Source organism: Sinomicrobium halophytocola, from assembly GCF_052983395.1.
This window is the reverse complement of sequence record NZ_JBRKIT010000024.1, coordinates 28,124-44,073: the sequence shown is the minus strand read 5'-3', so window position 1 is coordinate 44,073 and position 15,950 is coordinate 28,124. Positions and strand designations below refer to the sequence as shown.

Annotated in this window: 11 protein-coding genes; 7 read left to right on the top strand and 4 right to left on the bottom strand. The window is 42.0% G+C overall.

Translation table 11 applies throughout. The annotated features are described in order from the left end of the window. The first annotated feature begins 38 nt into the window (after positions 1-38). The 6 genes from ACVBDY_RS08035 (at position 39) to ACVBDY_RS08010 (ending at position 8,612) form a co-directional block, all read left to right on the top strand. Positions 39-260: a hypothetical protein gene (locus tag ACVBDY_RS08035; RefSeq protein ID WP_447174951.1), complete on the top strand. Its 222-nt coding sequence runs from the start codon at positions 39-41 to the stop codon at positions 258-260. A 22-nt stretch (positions 261-282) separates the two neighbouring features. Further along, on the top strand, positions 283-1,821 hold the full coding sequence (locus tag ACVBDY_RS08030; RefSeq protein ID WP_447174950.1) for a glycoside hydrolase family 10-like protein: 1,539 nt from the start codon (positions 283-285) through the stop codon (positions 1,819-1,821). A 1-nt stretch (position 1,822) separates the two neighbouring features. Further along, a complete protein-coding gene (locus tag ACVBDY_RS08025; protein ID WP_447174949.1) occupies positions 1,823-3,271 on the top strand; it encodes a sodium:solute symporter in 1,449 nt (482 codons plus the stop codon). Next, complete coding sequence (locus ACVBDY_RS08020; protein WP_447174948.1) at positions 3,268-4,458, top strand: C40 family peptidase; 1,191 nt, start codon at positions 3,268-3,270, stop codon at positions 4,456-4,458. The genes ACVBDY_RS08025 and ACVBDY_RS08020 overlap by 4 nt, the downstream gene beginning before the upstream one ends. Positions 4,459-4,698: 240 nt before the next feature. After that, on the top strand, positions 4,699-5,616 hold the full coding sequence (locus ACVBDY_RS08015) for an N-acetylmuramoyl-L-alanine amidase (RefSeq protein WP_447174947.1): 918 nt from the start codon (positions 4,699-4,701) through the stop codon (positions 5,614-5,616). Further along, a complete protein-coding gene (locus ACVBDY_RS08010) occupies positions 5,613-8,612 on the top strand; it encodes a serine hydrolase domain-containing protein (RefSeq protein WP_447174946.1) in 3,000 nt (999 codons plus the stop codon). The genes ACVBDY_RS08015 and ACVBDY_RS08010 overlap by 4 nt, the downstream gene beginning before the upstream one ends. 1,133 nt (positions 8,613-9,745) lie before the next feature. Here the strand turns inward: ACVBDY_RS08010 and ACVBDY_RS08005 are convergent. Further along, positions 9,746-10,255: a DinB family protein gene (locus tag ACVBDY_RS08005; RefSeq protein WP_447174945.1), complete on the bottom strand. Its 510-nt coding sequence runs from the start codon at positions 10,253-10,255 to the stop codon at positions 9,746-9,748. Positions 10,256-10,843: 588 nt separating this feature from the next. Continuing rightward, entirely contained in the window at positions 10,844-11,707 is an 864-nt protein-coding gene (locus ACVBDY_RS08000) for a helix-turn-helix domain-containing protein (RefSeq protein ID WP_447174944.1), read from the bottom strand. A 112-nt stretch (positions 11,708-11,819) separates the two neighbouring features. Here ACVBDY_RS08000 and ACVBDY_RS07995 point away from each other — a divergent pair, with 112 nt between their 5' ends. After that, complete coding sequence (locus tag ACVBDY_RS07995; protein ID WP_447174943.1) at positions 11,820-13,223, top strand: alpha-L-fucosidase; 1,404 nt, start codon at positions 11,820-11,822, stop codon at positions 13,221-13,223. A gap of 589 nt (positions 13,224-13,812) precedes the next feature. Here ACVBDY_RS07995 and ACVBDY_RS07990 read toward each other — a convergent pair. Then, complete coding sequence (locus ACVBDY_RS07990) at positions 13,813-14,910, bottom strand: hypothetical protein (RefSeq protein WP_447174942.1); 1,098 nt, start codon at positions 14,908-14,910, stop codon at positions 13,813-13,815. Between the two features lies 1 nt (position 14,911). Beyond that, positions 14,912-15,697 carry an RNA polymerase sigma factor gene (locus ACVBDY_RS07985; RefSeq protein WP_447174941.1) on the bottom strand — a complete coding sequence of 262 codons (786 nt, stop codon included), beginning with the start codon at positions 15,695-15,697 and terminating at the stop codon, positions 14,912-14,914. Positions 15,698-15,950 lie beyond the last annotated feature (253 nt).

The window sequence follows — 15,950 nt, the reverse complement described above, 5'->3', positions numbered from 1 at the left end:
TCAAAGAATCTCTTTCTTTACCTTTGAAATCTTAGTATATGACAAAATTAGATTCTGGCACTATTTGTCGGAAAATCAGTTTTACCCCAGCCCTAAAGCCTGCCTGCCGGCAGGCAGGGGAACCCGATTTTCCTCGATTTCTCCTTTTAGGCGGTGCATTGATCCCGATAAATATCGGGACAGTCGAAATGGCCGGGGTCAAAAATCGAGCAAAATCCTGCGGAATTGAATTTTGTCATGTGCTAAACTTTGAAATTTAATCGTTATCCCATCATTTAAAAAATGGCAAAAAGAAAATCCGTACGGATATACTTCATAGCACTGCTTGGCATCCTCATCACCGGGTGTCATTCCGGTTTAACATCCATATATACCAATAAAGCCGGTAAGGCAAAATGGGACCCGGAAACCCCATATAATACAGAAGAGTTCCGGGCCGCCTGGATCGCTACCGTGGCCAATATAAACTGGCCCGGTGAACCCGGACTGCCTGTAGATATCCAAAAACAGGAAGCCATAAAACTCCTGGACTTCCTGGAACAACATCATTTTAATGCCGTTATTTTCCAGGTACGCCCACAGGCCGACGCTTTGTATAACAGCTCCCTGGAGCCCTGGTCTTACTACCTGACAGGCAAGCAAGGCGAAGCCCCCTACCCATTTTACGATCCGCTTGAATTCTGGATAAAGGAAGCCCATAAAAGAGGGTTAGAGTTACACGCCTGGTTAAATCCGTACAGGGCTCATCATACCCAGGGTGACGTTATCAGCGATAAATCTATCATTCGTACCGATAAAGAACTCGTCGTGGAGCTCGACAACGGCATGTGGTGGATGGACCCCGGGTTAAAAGGGACCCAGGAGCACTCCCTGGCCGTGGTTATGGATATCGTTAAAAGATATGATGTAGACGGTATTCATTTTGACGATTATTTCTACCCTTACGACTCTTACCATAACGGAAAAGATTTTCCGGATGATGTAAGCTGGCGGCAATACCGGGAATCCGGTGGCAAATTATCCCGTAATGACTGGAGGAGGGAAAATGTCAACCGGTTCATAAAAAGGGTATACGGTGCGATCAAACAAGAAAAACCATTTGTCAAATTCGGTTTAAGCCCCTTCGGAATATGGAGACCCGGACACCCGGAGTCCGTATCCGGTTACGATCAGTTCGACAAGCTGTTCGCCGATGCCAGGCTGTGGCTCAACAAGGGATGGATCGATTATTTTTCGCCCCAGTTGTACTGGAGCATAAACAAAGCAGGACAAAGTTTCCCGGAACTCCTGGGATGGTGGCAGGGAGAGAACACCTATAACAAACACCTGTGGCCGGGCATAAAAGACGACCTCGGCGGAGGTATTGCCAATGCGGATGAAGTGGTAAACCAGGTCATGATCACCAGGGGTATGGTACCGCAAAGTAAAGGTGTCATACACTGGAACGTAGCCCCGCTTATGAAATACGACACCGTAACCGAAGCCCTTATGAACGGTCCCTATAAAAACAAGGCCCTGGTCCCGGCCAGTCCCTGGCTGGACAATACGCCGCCGGGCCAACCCGTTATTGATTTATCGGATAAAGGAGATACTATTTCCGCATCCTGGACACATTCCGATGAAAATGATATCTTTAAATGGGTAGTATACTATCAGTATCAAAATGAAAACTGGCAACATTCGATCTTAACCGGGCCCGACAGAAGACATGCTTTAAAAAAATTATCGGAGCATGGGAACAAGTTGCACAAGATAGGAATAACCGCCGTGGACAGATCGGGAAATCAAAGCAAATTCTTTACTAAAACAGTACATAACTAATATGGGACCGGCAGTAGTTTTTGGTGTTATTGCTATTTATTTTATCCTCCTGATGGTCATCGGTCACCTGACATCCGGAACAGCGGACAACCGGGCTTTTTTTACCGCCAACAAGCAATCTCCGTGGTACCTGGTCGCTTATGGTATGGTAGGGGCTTCCTTGTCCGGAGTTACCTTTATATCCGTTCCCGGGGAAGTAGGTAACAGCGGCTGGACCTACCTGCAATTCGTCATGGGGAACATGGTGGGATATGCCATTATAGCATATATCCTCATTCCCCTCTTTTATAAAATGAACCTCACTTCCATCTACGAATATCTCCAAACCAGGTTCGGTCACAAATCGTATTATACCGGGGCCTCCTTCTTTTTGGTTTCCCAGACCATAGGAGCTTCCTTCCGCCTGTTCCTGGCCGCACTGGTATTACAACTGGCCTTCTTTAACGCTTTTGGCATTCCCTTCTGGGTAACGGTTTTTGTAACCATTGCTTTAATATGGCTATACACCAGGAAAGGCGGCATCAAAACCATCGTATGGACCGATACCCTGCAAACCACATTTTTACTGCTCGCCGTCACGATCAGCATTTATGTAATTATTCGTCACCTGGATATCAATACCACCCTCCTTATCGATAAAGTAAAAAACACGCCTATGTCCAGGATATTTGACTGGGAGTGGTCCTCCGGCACCTATTTTTTTAAAAATTTCCTCGCCGGTATTTTTATAACTATAGCCATGAACGGCCTGGACCAGAATGTAATGCAGAAAAACCTGACTTGTAAAAACGAAAAAGAGGCCAGGAAGAATATTTTCTGGTTTGCCCTTACGTTCTTCCTGGCTACCTTGCTCTTCCTGGTCCTGGGGGTCCTGCTGTACGAATATGCGGATGCACATCACATTGCCATCCCCGGCAGGACCGACGATCTTTACCCGATGCTGGCCCTCAATCATTTCGGAACCGTGGCGGCAATCGTCTTTTTGATCGGTATTGTAGCCGCGGCGTTTTCCAGCGCCGATTCCGCGCTGACGGCTTTGACCACATCTTTCTGTATTGATATTCTCGACATCAACAACAAAAGAAAAAACCCGGAAAAAACCCGGCTGTTCGTACATATCCTGTTTACCGTGTTGATGTTTTGTGTAATTCTTATCTTTAACAGTTTTAATGACAGCAGTGTAGTTAACGCCGTTTTTAAAGTTGCCGGATTTACCTATGGCCCCCTGCTGGGGCTGTTTGTTTACGGTATTTTTTCCAAACATCAGGTCCGTGATAAATTTGTTCCCTGGGTTTGCATAGCATCTCCTGTTATTGCCGTCATCCTGGATATAAATGCCGGAAAATGGTTCGGAGGATATAAATTCGGATTTGAAATACTACTTGTGAATGCCCTGATAACCATTGCCGGGCTACGTTTGCTGTCTTTTAATTTTAACCGGACAAGATGAAAAATATAGTTGCCGTATTAGCCTTATGTGTACTTTTCACGACTTCCTGCACGGAGAATTCCCGATCTGGGGAAACCGAATTTGTAGAAAAGAGCATACTGGATACCAAAAACGAATTTGCTCCCGACAAGAGAGTCGCCCTATTTGATATTACTGCAAAAAAAGAGGCGGATATGTACGTACTGAAAGGCGAAACCAACCTTCCCGATGCCCTGAAGGCGTTAAAGGCCGGATTGGAACAAAATAATATAACCTATACGGACAGTATAACCCTATTGCCCGCACCCTCTGCAAACAGCAAAGGTATCATCAGAATATCCGTGGCTAATCTCCGGGCAAAGCCTTCACACGCTGCCGAAATGGTTACCCAGGCCACATTGGGAACCCCGGTTACTATTCTTAAAGAAAGAAACGATTGGTATTATATACAAACCCCGGACAAGTACCTGGCATGGGTAGATAAAGGAGGCCTGGAACCAAAAAACAATGCTGCTTTCACCGCGTGGGACAATTCGTCAAAAATTATCTACCGGGGCGTATACGGAACATCGTATACCGGACCGGAAACCACGGCAACTCCCGTTTCCGATCTCGTTGCCGGAAGTATACTGGAATACCTGGACGAAACACCGGAGTATTACAAAGTACAATATCCCGACCGGAAAACAGCATATCTCAAAAAGGCCGATGCCGTACCGTATACGGATTGGCTGCAATCGCTTCATGCCGACAGTACCAACCTGGTTAAAACAGCAAAACGTTTGATGGGACTCCCCTATTTGTGGGGCGGAACTTCAACAAAGGGAGTGGATTGCAGCGGATTTACCAAAACCATATATTACCTCAACGGGATGATACTTCCACGCGATGCCTCCCAACAGGTACACACCGGTGTTCCCATAGATGACTCCGGGGATTTTGAAAAACTGCTACCGGGCGACCTGCTGTTTTTCGGTGTCCCGGCAAAAGATGGCAAGCCCGAGCGGATCATACACGTGGGCATGTGGATAGGCAACAATAAATTCATCCATTCCATGGGGGATGTTCGTATCAGTTCGGTGGATAAAAGTTCTCCGGAGTTTGACGAGTACAATTACAATCGTTATCTCCGTACGAAGCGCATCATCGGCAAAGAAGGACTGAATTTCAAAGATAAAGAGAAGCACATGCTTATAACCTCAAAGTAGAACAATAGCTATAGAATTAAAATTTAATACATGACAAAATTTGTTTTATGCGGATTTATCGGGATCAGTGCAGGGCGCCTAAAGGACAATGTTGTTCAGTTAAACAGATTTTTCATTTTTTGTCCTTTTTCAGGGCTCCTCCCTTCATCACGATAATTATCGTGATCGGGATTATCGGGAGAGGGAAATCCACCCGGGTCGAATTTTATCATGTGCTAAATAATTAAAAAACAAAACCTTATGTCAGCCCATCCGATTAAACCCCTGATCATACTACTGCTTATCCTCGGCGGTGTAATTTCCTGTAGTCCCAACCCTTATGCCGCTACCGACCGTTTTTACAAAAAGCAGGCCCGAAGGTATGCGAAAACACTTCTGCAATCCCCTTCCGGGAAACAGAAAACCCAGCCGCAATTACACTGGGTAGGCACTACCAATTACAACATGCGAAAACCCAATTACGTCGTTATTCACCACACGGCACAGGATTCCGTAGAACAGACCCTTCGCACTTTTACCCTTCCCCGGACCTCGGTCAGCTCCCATTATGTCATTGCCAAAAACGGTACGGTTTACCAGATGCTCAACGATTATTTCCGCGGATGGCATGCCGGCGCCGGGAAATGGGGAAGCAACAGTGATATCAATTCGGGTTCGCTGGGTATAGAACTCGACAACAATGGTTTGGAACCCTTTCCGCAAGCACAGATAGACAGTCTTATTTCCCTCCTGAAAGTCCTCAAAGAGAAATACAACATTCCTTCGGAGAACTTCCTGGGGCATGCGGACATTGCCCCTGCCCGTAAGAACGACCCCAGTATATTCTTTCCCTGGAAAGAACTTGCGGACAACGGGTTCGGTATCTGGTACGACGACACCCTGGATATCCGGAACACGATAACCAAGGAGCTTATCGTTGAAAAAGATACGATCCGGCTAAAGGAAACCGCGCCGCCCGTTACGACCCCACAGGACAATCCGCTTCCGGTTTTTAATGAACAGGAAGCCCTGAAGATCATAGGCTATGACATCTCAGATCCGAAGTCCGCCCGCAAAGCCTTTAAGATCCATTATATACAACAAAATGTAAACGATTCTTTAAACGGGCCAGAAAAAGCCATACTCTATAATATTTATAAAAAATTCCTGCATTTATGATCCCTTTCCCCCCTACAGAAGACCTGAATACGACAATAGCACACAAGACGATGAAAATAAAATACATGCTCCCGCTTATCCTGCTGCTCCTTACGGGAGCACGGTCAAATGCCCAGAAAGTTCCTGTTCAAAAACCGGAATTCCTTGAATATACACACAGTAAATGGGTGGATTCGATCATGAACACCCTGGACTTAGACGAAAAAATAGGACAATTATTAATGGTACGGGCCTATTCCAACAAAGAGGAAAAACACAAACAGGACATACTGGCCCTCATTAAAAAACACCAAATAGGCGGAGTGGTCTTTTTCCAGGGCAACCCGGAAAAACAGGTGCAACTGATGAACGAATTTCAACATGCTTCCGAAATACCGCTATTGGGCGCTATTGACGCGGAATGGGGCCTGGGCATGCGCCTGGACAGTACCGTCAGTTACCCGTTCCAGATGGCTTTGGGGGCCATACAGGACAATGAACTGATATATGAGATGGGAAAGGAAATCGCCGGGCAGATAAAACGCTCCGGGCTGCATATCAACTTTGCACCGGTTGCGGATATTAATAACAATCCCGATAATCCCGTTATAAATGCCAGGTCCTTCGGGGAAGATAAAAAGAACGTCACCGCCAAGGTCATTGCCTATATGAAGGGAATGCAGGACAGCGGACTGCTCACCACTGCCAAACACTTTCCGGGACACGGGGATACCAATGTAGATTCCCATCACGATCTGCCGGTCCTGAATCACTCCAGGACCCGTATGGATACCCTGGAGATCTATCCCTTTAAAGAACTCATAAAGGCAGGCATTAACGGGGTCATGGTTGCCCACCTCAATATCCCTGTCCTGGATACCACCGGAAAACCCGCTACCCTGTCCCGTAAAATCGCCACTTCCCTGTTACAGGGGGAACTCGGCTTCGAAGGGCTCATCATTACCGATGCCATGGGGATGAAAGGAGTGACCAAAGGAAATGCTCCCGGAATCGTAGACCGGGATGCCCTGATGGCCGGGAACGATATCCTGGAATTATCGGAAGATGTGGAAAAGGCCATTTTCGAGATCCGGAAGGCCGTACAAAAAGGAATGATCCGTATGGAGGATATCAATGCCAAAGTCCGCAAGGTCCTCGCTGCCAAACAGTGGGCAAAACTGTCGGACTACCGGCCCATGGAAAGTAAAAATATCGTACAGGACCTCAACACCCCCCATGCCCGGTTACTCAACCGGAAACTGGTGGAGGCCTCACTTACCGTACTTAAAAACGACGAGAATATCCTCCCGGTATCCGAACTGGAAAAACTCAAAATAGCTTCGGTGTCCATAGGCGCTTCCGAAGAAACCGTATTTCAGAAAACCCTCGCACTGTATACCGCGGTCGATCACTTCCGCCTTCCCCGTGATGCGTCTTCCGCAGCCATTGAAAAACTCAAAGAACAACTCGACGATTACAATTTAATTATTATAGGTATTCACGACCAGGGAAGGCTTCCGAAAAACCAGGTCGGTTTCCCGGAAGCTGTGCTAGCGTTCCTGGAAGGTATCAGTAGTAAAAACAGCATTATCGCCTCCTTTAAAAACCCGTATGTCCTGGACAAAATAGCGGGAATTGAACATGCCGGCGGACTTATCGTAGCTTACCAGGACAGTAAACTCACGGAAGAGCTCAGCGCGCAACTTATTTTCGGGGCTTTTGGCGCCGGCGGTAAACTTCCCGTACGTATCGGCAACAAGTTTCCCATCGGCTTCGGTATGGAGACCAAGGGGGGTATCCGGTTCAAATATACCCTTCCGGAAGAGGTGGGAATGGATTCGGAATTCCTCAACGAAAAAGTCGATTCTCTCATGCAGGAGGCCATGGACAATAAGGCTATCCCGGGCGGGCAGGTTTTCATTGCCAAAGACGGTAAAGTAGTACTGTATAAGGCTTATGGTTTTCAGGATTACAGGGATACTCTTGCCGTCCGGAAAACGGATTTGTACGACCTTGCTTCCGTAACAAAGATATCCTCTTCCCTGCCTGCACTCATGCAATTTTACGACCAGGGAAAATTTGATGTCGACAAAAGCCTGGGGGATTATCTCCCCTATTTCAAAAATTCCGACAAAGGGGACCTTTCGTTCCGGGAGATCCTTACACACCAGGCCGGGCTTACCCCCTGGATCGCCTACTGGAAAAATACGCTGCGGAAAAACGGGAGCTATAAATGGCGTACGATAAAAAAAGATTCTTCTTCCCGGTTTCCTGTCAGGATCACAGATCATATGTGGCTGCACCGCAACTACAGGACAAAAATATACAAGGCCATCAAAAAATCACCGCTTACCGGGAAAAAAGAGTACCTGTACTCCGGACTGGTGTTCTATCTCATGCCGGAGATGGTGAAAAACATGAGTAAAACACCCTTCCTCACCTATCTGGACAGGGAGTTATACCAAAAACTCGGGGCAACCACCCTGACCTATAATCCGCTTTCCAAATTCCCGGAAGAACGCATTGTTCCCACGGAACACGATTACGAATTCCGTCACCTGCCCATACACGGTACGGTACACGATGAAGGAGCGGCGATGATGGGAGGTGTTTCCTCGAATGCCGGGCTCTTTGCCAATGCCAACGACCTGGCCAAACTCATGCAGATGTACCTGAATATGGGTACCTACGGAGGTGACCGTTATATTGAGGAAAGCACGTTCCGTGAATTTACCAGGGCCCAGTTCCCGGAAAATAAGAACCACAGGGGACTCGGCTTTGACAAGCCGTATCTCGAAAGCAAGGGCGCAGACGGGAATACCGCTGCAGATGCCGGCAAAAGCAGCTTCGGACATACCGGGTTTACCGGGACCATGGTGTGGATGGACCCGGAAAAAGGAATTCTTTATGTATTCCTGTCCAACCGGGTATTGCCTACCAGGGAAAACACCAGGCTCTACAAACTCAACACCCGTACCAATATACAACAGGTTATTTACGATGCCCTGAAGGAATAGCAATTGGGGAAAAGGTTGGGTTATTAGGTTACCGGGTTATTGAGTTAATAAGTTATTCAGGCTATGTCTATAAACTCATTAACTTAACGTGAGTTCAGTATAAGCTAAAAACGTCATTGCGAACCCTGGTATAAGCTGGGTTCGCAATCTCATGGAGGCCAAGCAGTAATCTCCAATGGCAAGCGCAAACCCGCCAGGCGACTGCCGCTCCCGATATCCATCGAAATCACAGTGACGCATTGATTTTGATTTGTGATCTTTTGCCAAACCTCTATAAACAAGTGTCTCCCAATAACCATCAGGGTCGGGAGGGGCGCCTGGTTTTGGCGTAGGTATTTCTCATTACAAGCTCAAAAAAACAGCCATTAAAGCAATCCCTTTGACACCGGAAGTAGTTGGTTTAGCAGCTAAACCATTTCCTTTAGCCGCTAAACGGGTTAAGTTGACCGCTTAACCAAATATGTTTGCCGCATACACAGTTGTGTTAACCGCATAAGTAGTTGGTTTAGCAGCTAAACCATTCCCTTTAGCCGCTAAACGGGTTGCTTTGACGGCTAAACCAGTTAGGTTGACCGCTTAATCAAATACGTTTGCCGCATAAGTAGTTCGGTTGACCGCTAAACGGGTTGCTTTGACGGCTAAACCGGTTAGGTTGACCGCTTAACCAAATACGTTGGCCGCATAAGTAGTTCGGTTGACCGCTAAACGGGTTGCTTTGACGGCTAAACCGGTTAGGTTGACCGCTTAAGCAAATACGTTTGCCGCACAAGTAGTTCGGTTGACCGCTAAAGGGGTTAAGTTGACCGCTTAACCAAATACGTTTGCCGCATAAGTAGTTCGGTTGACCGCTAAAGGGAACGGGTTAGCGGCTAACACAAACCGGTTCGGTGTAAACGTAATCCCTTAAACGGCAAAAACAGGCCTCAGGTTATCCGGCCGGGAATCCGATATACCGGTCCGGTGACAAAGGGAGGCGTATCTTTACAGGGAGGCCACAAATTGGGGAAGGCTACATACTATTTTGAGGACTACTGAATTCAAAGCTGTCATCACGAAGCCTTTCCAAAGTTCCCTTATCACTTGTTTCATGACAAGAAAAATATTCTTGAATGATGTGCATAGTTTTCATTCGGTTAGGTCGTTCTAATGTTATTTGAAGCCATCATATTTTCTAATTGGTGAATATGTCTTTGCGTATGGTAGATATTGAACCATATCCATTCCAATCTTGTGAATTCGCCATACTCTGGAATTGAAAAATCAATACATATTAAAGCCAAATCTTTTGTTTTTATGACCTTTTTTATCTGCTCAATCCTATCTTCTAAATCTTTAATTAGCTCCTTTTTGATTACTTTTTTCTTAGATGGTAAAATTGCCTTTGGCGCATCCATTTTAATCGATGTATCAGAAAACAGAGTTTTGATCGGTTTCAATTTTTGGTCAATTGGTCGTTCTGTTTTTCTTGTTTTTCCGTTCAATGTCTTGACAAAAGCATACGATTTCAATAAATGCTCTCCAAATTGTCCGGCCGACCATCCTGCTTTTGGTTGAAAATTCAATTGTTCTTCCGATAAAGAAAGTAGCAGTTTTAATAAACTTAATGTTGTTTTATGAAATTCCTCAAATGTATTTTCTTTCATATCTATCACTTTTCAGTATTATTTCTTTAAATGCAACACAACGAGTTTTAAGATCTTTATTTTGATCAGAGATCCTGCAAAACCACAATTGCCTCTTTTCTCAGTTATATGATATGTTATTCGCGCCTCAAAAATATTTTCTGAATATTCACCTGGCAAATTGTCGGTGGTAAAAAATTTATTACTCTCCGCTTTTATAATATATAAACAATTATCAATTTCCGATTCATCGACTGTAACAATTTACAAACACAAATATGAGAAGGTCTAATAGACTGCGTTTTTTCATATTTCAAGAATTAATATGGTTTGCAACAGACGGCTAAATGTACTTTTGTATATTTTCTTAATTTACCGAATTTGAAACTTCCCATTATGATAAAATTGACTTTTCAAAATATAGAATTTTGAAATCATTAATACTTCAGGGAAAGTGTTTCTAGTTTTTAATGACCTTATATTGGATGCACAATATTTTTCAAGGTCGGCGTAAATGTGTAGTGTCGGTAATTATTTTTATTGATCTAATTCCAAATTATAATGCCAACGGGGTATATTCGAATAAATAAAAGGCTTACCTCTGAAAAACTAATACAATTTTCTCTTTTTCCGGTAAGCTGTTGGAGTGATTCTGTTGTATTTTTTGAATATTCTAGAGAAATACGCAGGTGTTTTAAAATTGGTATTTTCAATAATTTCAATTATGGGCATATCTGTAGTAAGTAATAATAGCTGAGCTTTTTCAAGACGTTGCCTTATCAGATATTCCTTTGGACCAATTCCTATAACTTGTCTAAATACTTTTGAGAAATGATCCGTAGAAAGATGTGCCATATTTGCCAGTTGTTTTACAGAAATGTCTGTATTCAAATTAAATTTAATAAAATAAAAGATACTCTCTATATTATATCTTAATAAATTTTGCAACGATCTTTGCCTTTCTTTTTTTATAAATTTTGAAAAAAATTGCTGCATAATCCCTGTTGACCCCCATAATATCTGAAGTTCTTTTTGATATTCATTTTTAGTGTTCCACATCGTTTTTTGGTATATATGAGGGTCATAATCGGGCAATCTCTTATTGGGATTTAACTCAAATAATTCTTTAAATAAAAGTTTATCTAGTAAAGTAGCTTTAATTTCCTGTTGTATTTCAAAATAAATAAAAGGGTTTAATCCGTTGGATAAAGAAAAAACACAATGACTAAAATAATGATCCATTCCCTTCTCGAATAAATAAGTACACATAGTAAAAGCAGGAATAATATATAAAAATTGTTCTTTTAAAATTACGGGTTTTTCATTTATGTATACTTCTGCCCTTCCTTTATGTATATAATAAAGCCTGGTAAATGGACTAATTATATTTTCATATTTTAAATCATTTTCGAATCTTATATGATCTACATGGATTATTTGAATATCTAATTGAGAAAGTATACTATTTTCCATAGTCAATTTAAAATCTCGGAAAAGTACAAATTAAAGACCAAAAACCACAAAAGGTAAATAGTTTTATTTTAGATATTTGCATTACAAAAAAAGCCATTATACTCTTCATGTCATGAAAAAAAAGACAATTTATATTTTAACTCTTTTATGTTTATTCTTTTCAGTATCTGGCGCTTTAGCACAAAAAGCTCCTGATCAATTAGTAAAACTACAACAAGACTTTATTGATTTACGCTTCGGAATGTTTATACACTATAATATTCCTACATATATGGAGGACGACTGGGCAGATCCGGACGCCAGTCCTAAAATATTTAATCCAGACAGTTTGGATTGCGAGCAATGGGCAAAGGCTGCTAAGTCTGCTGATATGACGTATGGTTGTTTAACTACAAAACATCATAGTGGATTTTGCATTTGGGATACGAAAACTACAAATTATAGTGTAATGAGCAGTCCTTTACATAAAGATGTTGTGAAAGCATATGCCGATGCATTTAGAAAAGAAGGGTTGAAAGTGATGTTGTATTTTTCTATTTTAGATATTCACCATAAAATCCGTCCCGGATTAATTACTCCTGAAAAAGTGCAAATGATTAAAAATCAGTTAACAGAATTACTTACCAATTATGGTGAAATTGATGCTTTAATTATTGACGGGTGGGATGCTCCCTGGTCTCGTATTTCTTATGACGATGTTCCTTTTGAAGAACTTTATCGATTAGTTAAATCAATTCAACCTGACTGTTTAGTCATGGACTTAAATGCAGCAAAATATCCTAAAGATGCCCTGTTTTATACAGATATAAAGTCTTATGAACAAAATGCGGGACAACATATTGAGAAAAATGAAAATATTTTACCAGCATTATCCTGTTACCCAATACAACAAAACTGGTTTTGGAAACCTTGGTTCCCGAAACAAGCCGTTAAAGATCCTGAAAAACTGGTAAAAGAAAATTTAATTCCACTTAATGAAGCCCATTGTAATTTTATTTTAAACGTAGCACCGAATCGTCATGGAAAAATAGATGACAATGCTTTAGCAGCACTTAAACAAATTGGGCACTTGTGGAAGAATGAAGGGCCAATGACTAAATTAGAGGGGAATTATGATGCTCCTATTATTTCGCACAATTTGGCAAAATTTAAACCCTCTTACAGTAGCTGGAGTAATGATATGAATATTATGGATTTTGCTAATGATGATGATTTTGGTTCTTCATGGCAATCACATCGGGATGTTAAAAATCCGTGGTGGGAAGTTGATTTAAGAAAAGAAGAAGGTTTTAATATGATCTCTATAACAGAAAATAGTGCCAACATTACGTCATACACTATCAAATATTTCTCAAATAACAAATGGCATAAATTACTGGATGGCAATAATTCCGGAAAAGTTAAAATTCATCATTTTAAACGTGTGTATGGAAATAAAATTAAAATAACCATTACTAACTCTATTAACAAGCAACCGTCAATTGCAGAATTTGGTGTATATAATGAAAAAAATTAAACCGAATAACACCTCCGATAAATACAATAATATTCCCAGTAGAATGGGAATTATGAGAAAAAATAAGCACGCTACGCTATATACGGTGTAGCCATTAGTTATTTATTCCGAGTTTTTTTAATATTTCAGTTTTATCAAATCCGGTACAGGCTCTTGTAGCCTACCCTGGAGATGTTTTTTGCGGTAAATTTCCTTACGAATATTGATGTTTTTAACTCAATTTTCATCTAAAAAACCGATAATATGTTTTAAATCTTCAATTTTGTAATTTTCCAATGTCAAATTGTCCGTTGAAAATTTTATGCCTAAAAATTCTTTTTTTTTGGTGGCCGTTCATATATAGCGTTTATCATTTCTTTTTCATTTTCAAGGTGTTTAAGAATATTTTGTTTTGTTTGAAAACTTTCAAAATATCGAATTCCAAAAATTCTTTGAGAAAATTTTTAGCGAATAAATCTATTATCAGCTACATTTAAAGAAGGCTTAAAAAAAAGGGGAAGCAGGAAAAACTTGGTTGTATATGCTATATGCATTTAGTGAGTGTCCTTAACCTCACCTTACGGGTGTACAAGCACCCTCGATAAACCTCTTAATCTGTAATAAGTTCAATACCTGCTTTCTCGGCTTTGTACTTTATTTTGGTCATAAGTTCATAATAACTCCAGTTCCGTAGTACGAATTCTTCCTCTTTGGCAATCCCGATCTTGTCTTCCTGGTTTACTAAAATGAGTGTTCCTGCCTGATGTTTGATACAGAAATCAATGAGTTTTCTACTGTATAGATGTATACGATGACGTACATAATTGCTTTCCTCATTGCGGAACTTATCCACCGCTTTAAGTTTTCGTTTACGTCCTTTTCCCGATTTGCAGTAGGTAGCCCCTGCCTGGGCCCTCTTCCGGGCGGCCTGTATGGCCAGCCTTCGGTATAAAAACTCTTCCTGGGTACCAATAGTGAGCCTGGCTTTGCCGATTTTCACTATAATGGGATATTCAAGAGAGAGCGATGCTTCTGCTATGATCTCCGGTTTCAGACCGTGTTTTTCCTTTTCAATTTCAAATGTCGCCAGCCAAAATATTTTTCTGCCTTTTAGTTGAATATGAGAGGTACAGAGCTTGACGTTTCCTTCTACTACACGTTCCAGGAGTCTTCGTTTGTCGGTAAAATCCTTTCCTAAATACGTCTTAAATGGTATTGAAAATAACCGGAAGCAAAACGCCTTTTTATCGGTAATATGGGATAACCGCCATATACAATCCGGAGCAAATGGAAATGCCATGTCTTTTTTAAAATTATCAAGTGAACGCAGACCTTTCCAATATTCTGATTTGTTTTTATTAAAAATAGAGCGTAAAGTATTGTTTAGACTTGACAGGATAGCGGTAGGGATTTCACCTTTAAAGCGATCAGATACTACTCGATAGGTCGTATTGATCCGGGAACATTTCAAGATGCCATTTTCATCTTTTTTTTCATCGGCCAGTTTATATTTGATCCCTTCTGACAGGTAAAGGAAATCTTTGATCATTTCCTGTATATATAAATGGGAAACAATAAGGTTCGCCGCTCTAAAACACTGGTTCTGCCACTGGTAAAGTTTACCCAACGCCTCCTTTCTTTCTTCTTTGGTAGGCAGGTCCACCAATAACTGAATCTTTCGTGTAAGTTTTAATGGTGATTTTTCCATACTAAGCAGATTCCATTTGTAGATTATGTTTCTGCTGCATGAGTCTATACGCGGTTACAAATTCTTTATGGACTTCCTTTTGGGACAGGTTCAGTGCTTCGGCAATTGAAGCAAAGGAGTACTTCTTGTCGCACCTGAGCTCCAGTACCCTTTCCTGCTCTTCGGTCATCACACCCGGGGCCTTCCTTTCAACAGCAGGCTTTTGTTCCGTTTTAATCTTCCCCCCTTGATGGACGATGGTTTTAATATCCCGGATAGCGCGTTTTACCTCGTTGCTGGTTTCGGTGATGCCCTTTCCCATCACTTCGGCAATGGCTTTATATTGAAAACCGTATTTTAAGCAGAGTTCAATCAAATGTCTTCTTTCCGCATTGAGCAGGGGCAATATGCTTTTGACCCTGTCGAAGGCCTTTTGCTCCGACTCCTGGTCTTCCAGGTTTTCAGACACACTTGCCGGGTCGTACCCCGCCAGATAGTCCTGGTAATTGTCGTAGTCCTCCAACGAATTGACTTTCCTGAAAAACTTATTCCTGGGTTTGGTGTAGTATGAAATACATTCCCTTTTCATCACAAACTTTAAGAAATAGAGCATATGCTCAGGCGTTTCTATCCTGTCCCTAAGCACCCATAACTTTAAAAAAGTATCCTGGACCAGGGATTCTACTACAAAATGATCTTTTAGAATTCGATTACCGATCCAAAAAATGATTCTGCGATATTGCACATAAATTTGTTCTAAAGCGGCAGGGTCGCCGTTTTTTAATAATTCGTAATTACGGTGTGACATAACAGACCTCGTTTAAATAGCTGATGCGAGTTCTTACGCTTTATAAAGAGAAGATAACTTTGAAAATGGTTGAGAAGAAGGCCCTGTATCTGAAAATAAAAGGCGTGGAGCTCAACTTATCACATTGAGGTACTGGTATACCGTGCAACAATAAGAGAGCCCACGCCCCGGGTCGTGAGCAATCTGCTTATCATCTCGTTGCTAAAAATTACCAGTTTTCAATGTGAGATTCAAAGCGAATGCTTCTAATATT